Below are 13,062 nucleotides of genomic sequence, written 5' to 3' on the forward strand. Positions count from 1 at the left end.
GTGAGGAGCGGACTACGGCGCTCCGCTCCCCGACGCCGGGAACCGACCGCGATAGCGGCGGATCGGCCGAGGAAGCCGGCTCAGCGCGTTGTACGCCCTGACTATCTCGATTTGGGAAGGATTTACCCCTGCAATCTCCCTATAACAAAGCCGCAACCGAGCCACTCCCGACACAGCAGACGTCTTCGGACGTCCTCTATAAACATGAGCGGATCGACACACTCGTCCGGGCGAGCGTTCGTGCTCGGATTCGACGGCGTGCCGTGGAGACTCGTAGAGCGCTGGAGCGACGAGGGTGAACTCCCGAACTTCGCCCGGATGCGCGAAGAGGGAGCCTCGGGCACCCTCGAGAGCACCCGTCCGCCGACGACGCCGCTCGCCTGGCCCTCCATCGCGACGGGCGTCTGGCCCGACAAACACGGGATCTACGGCTTCCAGAACCTCTCGCGGGAGTACACCCACGAGATGTACACGAGCAGGGACCTGAAACAGCCCCCGCTGTGGGAGCAGCTCTCCCCCGCCCACGTCGGAAACGTCCCGATGACGTATCCGGCGACGGATATCGACGGCACCATGGTCACCGGGATGATGACGCCGTCGACCGACGAGAACTTCGCCCACCCGCCCGACGTCGGCGAGGAGGTCGACCGACGGATCCCCGACTACGAGATCGGGCTCGACTACCCCGACTACGTCGGACGCCTCGAGGAGTTCCCGCCGGCGGTCGACGAGGTCCTCCGGAAGCGTCGGGAACTGATGCGCCTCCAGATGGAGCGCGCCGGGGACGACTGGCGGCTGTTCTTCTTCGTCTACACCGCCCCCGACCGGTTCCAGCACCTCGTGTGGGACATGGACCTGCTACTCGACCACTACAAGAAGCTCGACGACGTCCTGGGCGAGGTGATCGAGTACACCGACGAACACGACGCCGACCTCTACGTCGTCTCCGACCACGGCTTCGGGCCGATTCACGAACTGATCTACGTCAACAACATCCTGGAGCGCGAGGGGTACCTCACGCGACGCGACAACGAAGGCACCCGCGGAATGCTCGAGAACCTCGGCATCTCGCGAGAGAGCGTCACGAACGTGTTGAACAAGGTCGGCATCTCGGAGGAGCTGATCGTCTCGAAACTCCCGCGGAGGCTCGTGGACTCGGTCGCCGAGCAGATTCCGGGGGAGCACGCCCTGTACGACGTCAACTACGAGGAGACCGTCGCGTTCGTTCACGACTCGGGTAACTGTTACATCAACGACACCGATCGGTTCGAACGCGGCGTCGTCTCCCCCTCCGAGATCCCGTCGATCAAAGCCGACCTCGTCGACCTGTTCGAATCGATCACCGACGGGGACGGAACGCAACTGCTCAACGTGTTCGACGGCGACGAGCTGTTCCCGACGGATCCGGACTCCCCCGACCTCATCGTCAACGGGATCGACGGCTACGAGTCGCGCAACACCCTCACCGACGAGCCGTTCGGCGACACCGGCGAGTACCAGGCGAGCCACCGCATGACCGGGATCATGCTCTGTCGGGGCCCGTCCATCGACGCCGGCGCCGAGATCAAGAGCGCTCGAGTGGTCGACGTCGCCCCCACCCTCCTCCACGGGATCGACGAACCCGTTCCGGCCAACGCCGACGGCCGCGTCCTCTTCGACGTCTTCCACGAGGACGCCTCGGCGACGGGCAAGAAAGTGAAACGCACCGACGCCACCCGCACCGCCGACGGCGAGGAGGTGGACGACGACTTCACCGACGTCGAGAACCGCCTCAAGGGACTCGGCTACATGGAGTGACCGACCGCCGCACCGCTCGCCGATCTGACTCGCCGCCCTCCGCGGTTGTTGCCGGTCGGACGCGACGCCCTCCATACTTCTTGCCGGTCGGACGCGACGCGCGTCGAAGACCTCGAGACCGCCGACCCACGCGTGACGCCGCCGACCCACGCGTGACGCCGATGCTCGAGCGACCGCCCGGTCACCGCCCGGACGTTCACTACCCAGTCGTTCACCGCCGGTAGAGGGTTCCGAAGTCGACGAGGAGAGCCGGTTCGCTCACTTTCCCGTTCGAATGCGTCTGAGACCGGACTTCGCCGCGTCGTAGGCGGGATACATCGTTTTGTACACCGGATCCGGGGTGTTTCGCGCGCCCGCGCGTATGACGCGATGGTGAAGCGGCGAACCGGACGCCGAAACGAGTCGATCGAGGTCGGCCCCCTCGAGCCACTCGAAGAACAGCGCCTCGGCCGGCGACTCCGGGTCAGTCTCGCGAACTCGGTCCCGGATGTCCTCCCACATGTAGCGCTCGTCCTGGCCGAGGATCCACTCGCCGGATTCGAGCGAACGCCGAATGTCCTCGTAGTCGTCCTCGTAGTCGTCCTCGGAGAAGGGGTAGCCGTGCGCGGCGGGGTCGAGCCCCGACAGGCGAAGCCCGACGGCGGTACGGCAACACTTCTCACACACGCCGCAGTTGCCGTCCATGCGGGCGTTGCAGGTTTGCAATCTGAGGTCGGGTACCTCCTCGCCGACGTAGTCGGCGATCAGGTCCAGGCGCTCCTGTCGGGTCAACTCGTACCCGTCGTGGTGACAGTCGGTGCCGGTCCAGCGGACGTAGTCGTCGATATCCGGTCGAGAGCCCCACTCGAGGTCGATTCCGTCCCAGTGGGTGGCCGCGACGTAGAGGTCTTCGATTCCGCGGGCGTGGGCCATCGGCGCGCAGAGGCCGAGCAACCCCAGTCCGTGACCGACGGAGCTGTACCAGGCGCCGTCGACGAAGCGCTTGTAGTGAGCCAGCAGCATCGGGTGATCGAGGAAGGAGAGCATGTTCGATTCGACGAACGACGTCGCCACGCCGCGCTCCTGGGCGAACGCCGAGACGCGCGATCGAAGGTGGCGCCAGTTCTCGTCGTCGGCCGGGCCGGGGGAGATCGTCCAGCCGCGGACGCTGATCAGGATCGGCCCCTCCTCCCGGTGGCGGACGTAGGAGGCCGTCGAGTCGACGCCGCCGGTGAACAGCAGGCCGCTCTCGCCGCCCGCCCCGGGATCGGCGTCGATCGTCTCCTTCGCGTACAGCGTCCCGCCCTCGAGGAAGTCGTGCATCGAGAGCAGCGAGGCTTTGACGTCCTCGAGCGCGCGGGCGAACCCGGCGTCGATCTCGTCGACGTAGACGTCCGCGCCGTTGGCCCAGGCGACCGGACAGACGTGGGCGAGGACCGGAATCGCGAGGACGCCCTCCGGTACGTCCTCGATCGAGACGTCGTAGGTGGCCGTGAACGGTTCGCCGGTGAAAAAGCGCTCGAGATCCGGCGTCGCGCGCACCGCACACTCGAGCGTCGAGCCGTCGGCAGCAAATCGGTCGATGCGTATAGATGACATGGGATCGTGGTCGTCGCGTTCGCCGGGGGACTCTCGGCGAACAGTCGCGTACGGGTGCCACCACGATCAGGTACAAAAACCAACAGAATCGTTGAGTTCCGTCGACCCGGGAAATGTATCGGTAGCGAACGGTAGCGACACCATACCGCGCCCCGCGGGTCGATCCCTGCGGCCGAAGCGGTGACGACCGTCCGGGTCGATGCCGTTCGCCGTCGGCCATCCCCCTGGGGTGTGGGAACTGGCGGTGAAACGATCCGCGTCACCGCGGGTGGCGTCGGTCGGCCGACGACCGAATACCGATACCGCCGCGGAAAGCCCCGCTGACGGCGCACACGCCGCGGTAGGAGACGTATAACAAACCCCGACGTCGAGAACTCCTCTCCCAACAGATGCGTCGTGAATCTCCGGCTGAACGTTCGATATGTGAAGAGGGACACCGATGAGACGAACGGTCATCGACACCCTCCTCGCGATCGGGTTTCTCGGCGTCACGGTAGCGATCCTCGTGGCGTGGATGAATCCGGCCTCGCACTACGAACCATCGATGTACGCCGGTGTCCCCGGTAGCTTCTGGATCGGCATCGGCGTCGCCCTCGCCATCGCGACGGGCGTGGCGATGGTCTGCAGGGGCCGCGAGCAGGTGGTGGGGATCGGCCTGGGCGGATTCGCCGTGACGACCATCGTGAGCATCCCCGTCCTCCGAAATTACCGGTTCTCCGGGATGGGTGACGCGCTGACGCACCTCGGGTGGACGCGCGACATCGTCAACGGGGACATCCTCCCGCACGACCTGTTCTATCCCGCGTTTCACTCGCTGGCCGGGGCGTTCCACTTCCTCGGCGGGTACTCGCTCGAGCGGGCGATGCTCATCGTGGTCGTCGTTCTGTTCGTCCCGTTCCTGGTGTTCGTGCCGCTCGTCGTTCGGGAGTTCGGCGACGGGGCGCTGGCGGTCGGCTTCGCGGCCATCGTCTCCTGGATGGTGCTGCCGATCAACAACGTCGCGACCCACATGGGCGTCCACACGAACTCGAACGCGCTGTTTCTCGTCCCGCCGGTGCTCTTCGCGGTCGCCGCCTACCTCGAGCGCGACTCGGGGGAGGATCGGCTGCCCCTGGGCGTGTCGCCGTTTTCGATCCTCCTGTTCGTGACGGGCGTGAGCCTGCTGCTCGTCCACCCCCAGCAGATGATCGGCGTCGTCGCCCTCATCGGAACGATCAGCGCGGTCCAGTTCCTCGTCCGCCGGCGGTACGTGGAGCATCCGATCCTCGAGCACCCGACGACGTACGTTCACACGTTCGGCCTCGGGATCCTCACGTTCGGGTGGGCGATCAGCAACCCGCGGTTTCGAAACGCCCTCAGCGGGTTGATCGAAGGTATCTTTTCGAGCGACGTCGGCGGTGGTAACACGGTCAACGATCGAGGGACGTCGCTGACCGAACTCGGTACCAGCCTCACCGAACTGTTCACGCTGATGTTCCTCGAAGCGGCGCTGATCGGGCTGGCCGTCGGCCTGCTGTTGCTCGCCGTCTGGCGCGGCTGGTCGACGCCGAACGGCGACACCCGGGCCTTCATCACGTACCTGGGCCTCTCCATGTTCCCGCTGGGGGGGCTGTTCCTCGTCTACTTCGTCGGAACGCCGACGATGGCGTTCCGACAGATGGGGTTCATCTACGTCGTCGTGACGGTCCTCGCGGGCGTCGCGCTCGCACGGGGAGTGGGCGGCCTCTCGAAGGTGCTCCCCCGTCCGGGGGTGACCGCGCTCGCGGCGGCGTTCGTGGCGGTCTGTCTCGTCTTCGGACTGATTACCGTCCACGCGTCGCCGCTGATCTACAGTTCGAGTCAACACGTGACCAACGAGCAGATGGGGGGGTACGAGACGGCGCTCGACCACGGGGTCGAGGACCAACAGTACGCCGGCTTCGGCTACAGCCCGTACCGCTTCGACCACGCGATCACCGGCGTCGACGACACCTCCGTCACCAGCGGCACGACCGACGGCACCGTCGACGAGGAGGAGTTCAACGACGGGAACTACAGCGGGGCCTACCGCGGCAGCGAGTACTACTTCGTCGTCACCGAGTACGACACGACGCGCGAATTCCAGGTGTACGACGAACTCCGGTACGAGGAGGAGGGACTCGAGGGGATCAGCGCGGAACCCGGCGCGGACAAGGTCGTCTCGAACGACGAGTTCCGGATGTACGACGTCGAAGGATCGTTCTCGGACTGATCGGCGGCTCTCGCTCGGCGGCGAGGGCAAGCGTTCGCTTCGGAGTCTCGTATTCCTGGTAGTCCGGCTTACCATCCCTTACGCGACGAAACGGACGCATAACAAAGCCCGAAACAGCCATCCCGACTGATACGACACATGTCTTCCCTCGATGACGTACGAGTGCTGGATCTCACGCGAGTCCTCGGCGGTCCGTACTGCACGATGCTCCTCGCGGATCTCGGGGCGGACGTCGTGAAGGTGGAACCACCCGGCGGCGACTTCGTCCGGGAGACGCCGCCGTTTCACGAGGAGGACGACAGCTTCGGCGGGTACTTCCAGAGTATCAATCGCGGGAAACGGAGTATCGAACTCGATTTCAACGAGGAGGGGGACCGAGAAACGTTCCTCTCGCTCGTCGACCGGGCGGATGTCGTCGTCGAGAACTTCCGCGCGGGCACGATGGAGAAGTTCAACCTCGGGTACGAACGGCTCGCCGAACGCAACCCGGGGCTCGTCTACGCCTCGATGCGGGGCTTCGGGGACCCGCGGACGGGGTCGACGCCGAAGCAGAACGAACCCGCGTTCGACCTGGTCGCGCAGGCGCTCGGCGGCGTCATGCACCAGACGGGGCCCGAGGACGGTCCCCCGACGAAGGTCGGATTCGGCGTGGGTGACATCTTCACAGGCGTCCTCCACACCGTCAACATCCTCGCGGCGCTTCACTACCGCGACCGGACCGGCGTCGGCCAGTTCGTCGACACCGCGATGTACGACGCGATGGTGAGCCTCGCCGAGCGCGCCGTCTACCAGTACTCCTACACCGGCGAGGTCCCGTCCCGGACCGGAAACTCCCACCCGACCCTCTTTCCCTACAACGCCTTCGAGGCCGAAGACGGCTACGTCGTGATCGCCGCCCTCGGGGACAACCACTGGGAGGGGCTCTGCGAGGCGATGGACCGTCCCGAGTGGATCGTCGACTACCCGCACGCGAACGACCGCCTCGAGCACCGCGACCACCTGTGCGAGGCCATCGCGGACTGGGTGCGCTCTCGAACCGTCGACGAGGTCCTCTCGGTGCTCAACGGCGACGTCCCCTGCGGCCCCATCCAGGACGTCTCGGACATCTACGAGTGCGAGCACGTCGACCGCCGGAAGATGCTCGTGGAGACCACCCTCCCGAACAGCGACGACACCGTCACGGTCGCGGGCACGCCGATCAAGATGACCAAGACGCCGCCCCAGCCGGGCGACCGGGCGCCGCTGCTCGACGAACACCGGAAGGAGATCCTCGAGCGCGAGGGGGTGACCGAAGACGACGGGGAGAACGAACGCGATCGAACCGAACCGACGGGCGACCGCCACCCCGACGCGGAACGGGACGGCGAAGCGAAATCGGGGAGCTCGCGTCGCGGCGACGCGCCGCCGCTGTCGAGCGAGTCGAACCGATCGAAACGCGTGGACGCCCCGGACGCACAGACGCACGACGATTGAGCGGCACTACACAGGACTAGACATGGCCACAGAAGAGACCGCACGGACGCACGACGACCGCGCCGGCGACGCGACGACCGAGCGCGCGAGCGACGGAAACGGAGGTCGAACCGAGGGCGGCGACGACCCCTACGAGATCCGCCCGTACGAACCCGACGACAGGGACGACTTCCTCGAGCTGTACCACCTCGTCTTCGGGGACGACGATTCGAAGACTCGACGCGAGTCGTCGCGGTGGTTCCGCTGGAAGTACGAGGACAACCCGTACCTGGACCACGTTCCCATGATCGTCGCCGTCCACGACGGGCGGGTCGTGGGTACGAAACCCTGTTTCGCGCTCGAACTGCGCGCCGGATCGCGGACGCTGGTCGGACTCCAGCCGGCCGACGTGATGGTCCACGAGGACCACCGACGCCGGGGGCTCTACTCGCGGACGACGGAGCGGCTGAAGGAGCACTACCGGGATCGGAACCCCTCGCTGTTCTTCAACTTCCCCAATCCGGCGACGCTGTCGGGGAGTCTCAAACACGGCTGGCAGATCGTCGAGCAGGTGCCGACCTACTACCGGATCCAACACCCCGACTCGATGATCGACGCGACCGAGGGGAAGATCGCGACGCTCTCGAGCGCCTCGAGTCCGCTGTTCGAAGGGTACTTGCGCGTCCGCGACGCCCTGCGGCCGACGGTTCCGGGCGTCACGGTCGAACGAACGAAGTCGATCCCCGCCGACGTCTTCGTCGACCTGTACCGGCGGGCGATCCCGGGGACGCTCCACGCGAACCGCGACGAGACGTTCTACGAGTGGCGCTTCGAGAACCCCGACTGGGATTACGACGCCTACGTCGCGCGTCGGGGCGACGAACCGATCGCGGGCGCGATCACCGGCACCGCGGTGCGCGAGGGGTCGCTCGTCACCTGCCTGACCGACGCCGTCCCGCTCGCGTCCGCGCCGAACCGCCGCGACGGCCTCGAGGCGATCGTCGATCGCGTGATCGAAGACCGCGCCGACGCCGACCTGATCGCCGCGAGCGGCGACGCGCTTCCGACCGACCTCCTCGAGCGGTTCGGCTTCCACTCCGACCAGTCGGTTCCGCTGTCGGCCGTCTCCCAGCCGACGACGCAGGTCACCTACCCCATCGCCGACGACGGCGGCCACGAGTGGACCGTCGCCGGTCGCGCCGTCGCGGACCCGACGAACTGGACGGTGACGTACGCCGAACAGGACACCTGGTGAACCGGCGAGGCGGCCGATACCGAGTTTTCGCGGCCAACTAGTGTCCGACGGACCCGAACAGTCCGACGACCCACGCCGTCGAGCACGCGAGCAGGACGACGTGGGGTGCGATCGCCCGGAGCGCCCGTTGGTCGTCGCCCGCAACCTCCTTGGCGGCGTACCAGCCGATCAGCGCGCCCCAGCCGACGGCGAACCACGGCACGACCGTCGCGTTGATCCACTGCCAGGCGGCGATCGTCCCCGCCGAGGCGATGGACTCCGGGAGGAACGCAGGGAGGCCGAGTCCCTCGAGGATCACGTTCACCGGCGCGCCGCCCTCCTCGAGCAGGGAGGTGACGGCGTGGTTGCCGAGCATGTACGTCACCGCGTACGGGAGGTAGACGTACGCGAAACGAGTGAACGACGCCTCCCAGTCGACGCCGCTCCAGTACGTCCCGAGCGCGTTGGCTCCGAGGTAGGCGCCGATCGCGGCGGCGACGCTCAGGAAGTAGGCCGCGACGTCCGCCCACGGGGCCGCGACCGGGAGCACCTCGGCGATCGTACCGCCGAGGACGTGGTCGATCGGGAACACCGCCCAGAGGATCAGGACGAGCAGCGCGTCGTCGGGGAGGGGGATCCGCTGGCTGACGGCCGCCGCACCGGGCAGGCGAGCGCGAAGGCCCACGTCCGCCCCGGGCTCCTGGGTCGTACACTTCATGCACGAGACGCACCGCCGCTCGGTGCTCAGGTACTCGCTCCGGTACTCGAGGGTCGCACACGGCACGCCCGTCTCGCGGCGCTGTCGGATCTCGAACGGTGAGAGGCGTGAGGTGACGCTCATCACGCCCGTGGCGGGACAGACGTAGCGACAGAACGCCTGACGCTGGAAGACGAGACTCACCCCCACGGCGAGGGCGGTGAACGAGAGGAAGTAGTACCCGACGAGCCGAGGGGAGAAGACGACGCCGAGTTTGTACATGGGCATACGCGCGAAGAGGAACGTGATCGCCGTGATCGAGACGACCGACAGCGAAACGCCGAGGACGCGACGGTTCGGGCCCGTGTACATCGGAAAGTGCCGCCGGAGGCCGAACCGTTGGGTGAACCGCACGATCGCCCCCAGCGGGCAGAAGAAACACCAGACCCGTCCTACCAGGACCAGGCTGAGCAGCATCACCGTCGACCACCAGACGCTGAAGAACGCGACGTTCCCCGGGTTCGCGTTCGGATCCTGCGACCCGGTGAGCGCGGTCCAGATCGCCCAGCCGAACAGCGCTACGGTCAGCGCGTGCACCGTCGGTTGGACGTGCCGATTCGTGAGGAGGAATCGAAGCGGCCGGTAGCGGGTGAGCGTGAGGTGCCACGGCCGGTCGGTGCGGTCGTCCATGTGAACGGCGTCGTGGGGGGTGCCGAAAGGCGATCTGGTGCACGCACCGTAATCGTGTTAGTTCGTCCGTCGAACGAGCGCCGTTTCAACCACCGATCGACGCTCGACCGCGGACCTCCGAACGGTCTCCGTTTCGCTCGATCGGATCGAAAGCCCCGATTACCGCCCCCTGGGATCGTCAGCCGGCACCGAGTCCGGACGTGCGAGGCCGTCTCCGCCGACCCGCCTCCTTCCTCCGAACTCCGTCGGAACGGGGTCGTAACCGCCGTAACGAATCGTTTCCGCCCGTGTAACGGTACCCGTCGAGAGAGACGGATCAGATTGGTTTCCTGAATACTCCGTCTTATTTGATGACGATAACGATACGGTCAGTAGTATATTCTGTAAATTTAACCGTCATCGACAAGGAAAAGTTTATGAGTGAAAGCCCAGGTTACGAAGATGTATGGCGCAGAACTCCCGTACGAACGAGACGAAACCCCACACGACCACAGGCCGTAATAGCGGGTTAACTCGCCGCTCGTACGTCCGCTCGCTCGCCGCAGTCGCAACGGCGACGACCGCGATCGGTGCCGCTGGCACAGCTGCAGCCCAATCAGGGGAGCCGGAAGTCATCGAGGCCGCCGGCGAAACCCAGACGCTCGAGGGAGGCGACGTCCTCGAGAACGTCATCATCGACTTCAGCAACGGCAACTACCACACGATCACCGTCACCGGCGACGCGACCATCCGCAACGTCGGCTTCAAGGGAACGCACGAACACGACCAGAATCCGATCGTCGTCACCGGCGACGGCGAGGTCCTCATCGAGAACGTCTACCTCGGCGACGGCTGCGTCCGACCGAGCAGCGTCTCGAGCCACGGACAGGTCGGCATCTTCGCCCACCGCGAGTTCTCCGGCGAGCTGACGATCCGCCGGTGTAACATCCAGAACTGGCCGAACAACGGCGTTTACGCCAGCGCACCCGACAAGGGCGGCCAGGGGACGGTTCACATCGAGAACTGCTACGGGAAGAACAACTACGTGTCGTGCTTCCGGATCGGCTCCTCGGGCTCGACGATCACGGACTCCATCGCGCTCAACGACGGCGAGGGTCGCTACACCGGTCGTCCCGTCTGGCTCTGGGGAAGCGACGTCACCGTCGACGGCGGCCAGTTCCAGAGCGGCTCGTACGGCGGCGCGATCCACATCAAGGGGAGCACCCAGGCCACGGTCAAGAACACCGTTCACGACGGCTACAGCGGGAGCCCCGCGACGGAAGAGAACGTCGACGCCAGCGGCGCGGGGATCGACACCTCGATTCCGGACGATATTCCGCGAAGCCCCGAAGAAGCGGCCGGCGGTAACTGATCGTCGGGACGCCCCCACGGGCGTTCCGCCCTCCACAGTCGAGTTGCCGGCCGCTCGCTGCCCCCACCCTGCCATCCATCGCCGGTCCTCGGCCCACCACCGCTGACGCTCGGCCCTCCACCGCTGACGCTCGGTCCTCCACCGCCGATTTTCGGTTCTCCGTCGCTGCCGTTCGGCACCACGGTTGACCATCGCGCGCTTTCCTTTCGGTCCGTTTCGTTCGGTATGGTCGCCCGTTTCGGCGTCGCACGTCCCCACTCGAGCGCGTCGCTCTCGCGCCAGAACCCGACGAAAATCGCTCGGCAACGGAGGAGCGTCGTTGGCGATCTCGGACGACATTCTGTATTGGGCTACTTTCAAGATTTCGTGAGTACTTGCCCAAATATAACCCAGCAATTCGTGACTGTATCGAAGTTTTACTCATTATCCACTGAAAAAGTTTATATCGTAATATCTGATTTACCCGACTGCAATGGCACGCGAACCTTCGGACCTGGATGACGACGAACCCCCGATGCGGCACGGAGACGGACCCGAACGACCGAACGCGCGCGGTAATAATGGATTACTCCACCGGCGACGCTACCTCGCCCTCGCCGGTGCGGGCGCAGCCTCGCTGTTCACCGGCGCGGTCGGCGCGGTCGGCGCGGACGAGGACGCGGAGTACGAGGTCATCGAGGCCGACAACTCCCGCCGCGAGCTGAACGGCGGCGAGGTCCTCGAGAACGTCATCATCGACTTCAGCAACGGCAACTACCACACGCTCTCGGTCACCGGCGACGCGACCATCCGCAACGTCGGCTTCACGGGAACGCACGAACACGACCAGCACGCTATCGTCGTCTCCGGCGACGGCGAGGTCCTCATCGAGAACGTCTACATGGGCGACGGTTGCGTTCGCCCGAGCAGTTACTCGAGCCACGGACAGTGCGGCATCTTCGCCCACCGCGAGTTCGCCGGCGACCTGACGATCCGCCGGTGCAACATCCAGAACTGGCCGAACAACGGCGTCTACGCCAACGCACCCCACTACCAGGGTGGCGGCGTCGTCACCATCGAGGAGAGCTACGCGGCCAACAACTACGTCTCGTCGTTCCGCATCGGATCGTCGGGTTCGTCGGTCGTCGATTCGGTCGCCCACAACGACGGCGAGGGACGCTACACCGGCCGTCCGGCCTGGCTGTGGGGTGAGGACGTCACGGTAGAGGGCTGTGAGTTCGTCAGCGGTCCCTACGGCGGCGCGATCCACATCAAGGATAGCACGCGAGCGACGATCCGCGACACCGTCCACGACGGCTACAGCGGAGGTCAACCGGTATCCGAGGAAGGCGTCGACGACGGCGGTGACGCCGACCTCGAGATCCCCGACGGGGTCCCCGAGAGCCCCGAGGAGGCGGCCGGCGCCTCGAGCGCATCGGCGTCGGAATCGTCCGACGCGAGCCGTGTCGAGGCCGACGACGAGCCGAAGTCCGACGCCGCTCACCCCAACGTGATCGTCTTCGACGGAAACGGGACGTCCGACGTGACGCGGTACGAGTTCTCCGTCGACGGCGAGGTCGACGGTGACCTCGACGACGACTCCGAGATCGACGGCAACCGCGTCCGGGGCGTCGTCGTCGACTACTACGACGCCTACCGGTTCTCCGGCGAGATCGAGGACCTCTCCGTCGACGGCGACGCGACCGTCCGCGTCAATGGGCTCAAGGTCGATCCGGACAAACTGTTCTGAATCGTCTGCCCGGAGTCGACGACCGAATCGGACGCTGATCTCCGTCGATCCCTCTTTCGGTTCGGTTGTCCGTTCGACGAACCCGTAGCGAACGACGGGTGGCGGCTCGCGCGCGTCCGACGCCCCGACCGCGACCGTCGAACTCGAGGCGAACGGCCGCGTCGCCGCGAACCGCCGCGCGCTCGACGGCGATTTCGAACCGGGAGCGGGGGCGAAGGAAGGACGGTGATCGAGGTAACGGCGGATTACCGGACGTTTTCACCGCCGTTCGACCGCCGAGAACGACCGCGTACCGACCGTCGAG

At 66.1% G+C, this 13,062-nt stretch carries 8 protein-coding genes; 6 read left to right on the plus strand and 2 right to left on the minus strand.

What is annotated here, in order from left to right; all coding sequences use genetic code 11:
- Positions 1-204 precede the first annotated feature (204 nt).
- Complete coding sequence (locus RJT68_RS11835) at positions 205-1,797, plus strand: alkaline phosphatase family protein (RefSeq protein WP_407036765.1); 1,593 nt, start codon at positions 205-207, stop codon at positions 1,795-1,797.
- Positions 1,798-2,055: 258 nt separating this feature from the next.
- On the opposite strand, the gene RJT68_RS11840 is transcribed toward RJT68_RS11835, so the two are convergent.
- Positions 2,056-3,375, minus strand: a complete 1,320-nt coding sequence (locus tag RJT68_RS11840) for a hypothetical protein (protein ID WP_407036766.1) — start codon at positions 3,373-3,375, stop codon at positions 2,056-2,058.
- Positions 3,376-3,814: 439 nt separating this feature from the next.
- Between RJT68_RS11840 and RJT68_RS11845 the strand changes: the two genes are divergently transcribed.
- The 3 genes from RJT68_RS11845 (at position 3,815) to RJT68_RS11855 (ending at position 8,312) form a co-directional block, all read left to right on the plus strand.
- Positions 3,815-5,605: a hypothetical protein gene (locus tag RJT68_RS11845; RefSeq protein ID WP_407036767.1), complete on the plus strand. Its 1,791-nt coding sequence runs from the start codon at positions 3,815-3,817 to the stop codon at positions 5,603-5,605.
- Positions 5,606-5,743: 138 nt separating this feature from the next.
- Positions 5,744-7,078, plus strand: coding sequence for a succinyl-CoA:mesaconate CoA-transferase (gene mct, locus RJT68_RS11850; protein WP_407036768.1), 1,335 nt, complete (start codon positions 5,744-5,746; stop codon positions 7,076-7,078).
- 22 nt (positions 7,079-7,100) lie between these two features.
- Positions 7,101-8,312: a GNAT family N-acetyltransferase gene (locus RJT68_RS11855; protein ID WP_407036769.1), complete on the plus strand. Its 1,212-nt coding sequence runs from the start codon at positions 7,101-7,103 to the stop codon at positions 8,310-8,312.
- Positions 8,313-8,349: 37 nt separating this feature from the next.
- On the opposite strand, the gene RJT68_RS11860 is transcribed toward RJT68_RS11855, so the two are convergent.
- The gene (locus RJT68_RS11860; protein WP_407036770.1) at positions 8,350-9,678 is read right to left on the minus strand and encodes a 4Fe-4S binding protein; all 1,329 of its coding nucleotides are present in this window, start codon (positions 9,676-9,678) and stop codon (positions 8,350-8,352) included.
- 445 nt (positions 9,679-10,123) lie between these two features.
- Between RJT68_RS11860 and RJT68_RS11865 the strand changes: the two genes are divergently transcribed.
- Positions 10,124-11,029 carry a hypothetical protein gene (locus RJT68_RS11865; RefSeq protein WP_407036771.1) on the plus strand — a complete coding sequence of 302 codons (906 nt, stop codon included), beginning with the start codon at positions 10,124-10,126 and terminating at the stop codon, positions 11,027-11,029.
- Between the two features lie 472 nt (positions 11,030-11,501).
- Positions 11,502-12,758, plus strand: coding sequence for a right-handed parallel beta-helix repeat-containing protein (locus RJT68_RS11870; protein ID WP_407036772.1), 1,257 nt, complete (start codon positions 11,502-11,504; stop codon positions 12,756-12,758).
- Positions 12,759-13,062 lie beyond the last annotated feature (304 nt).

The sequence above is a fragment of the Halovalidus salilacus genome (genome assembly GCF_031852275.1).
Taxonomy (GTDB): domain Archaea; phylum Halobacteriota; class Halobacteria; order Halobacteriales; family Natrialbaceae; genus Halovalidus; species Halovalidus salilacus.

Excerpts from the sequence above, each read along its gene's own strand:
- RJT68_RS11835 (WP_407036765.1), top strand. The coding sequence starts at position 205 with ATGAGCGGATCGACACACTCGTCCGGGCGAGCGTTCGTGCTCGGATTC.
- RJT68_RS11840 (WP_407036766.1), bottom strand. The coding sequence starts at position 3,375 with ATGTCATCTATACGCATCGACCGATTTGCTGCCGACGGCTCGACGCTC.
- RJT68_RS11845 (WP_407036767.1), top strand. The coding sequence starts at position 3,815 with ATGAGACGAACGGTCATCGACACCCTCCTCGCGATCGGGTTTCTCGGC.
- mct (WP_407036768.1), top strand. The coding sequence starts at position 5,744 with ATGTCTTCCCTCGATGACGTACGAGTGCTGGATCTCACGCGAGTCCTC.
- RJT68_RS11855 (WP_407036769.1), top strand. The coding sequence starts at position 7,101 with ATGGCCACAGAAGAGACCGCACGGACGCACGACGACCGCGCCGGCGAC.
- RJT68_RS11860 (WP_407036770.1), bottom strand. The coding sequence starts at position 9,678 with ATGGACGACCGCACCGACCGGCCGTGGCACCTCACGCTCACCCGCTAC.
- RJT68_RS11865 (WP_407036771.1), top strand. The coding sequence starts at position 10,124 with ATGGCGCAGAACTCCCGTACGAACGAGACGAAACCCCACACGACCACA.
- RJT68_RS11870 (WP_407036772.1), top strand. The coding sequence starts at position 11,502 with ATGGCACGCGAACCTTCGGACCTGGATGACGACGAACCCCCGATGCGG.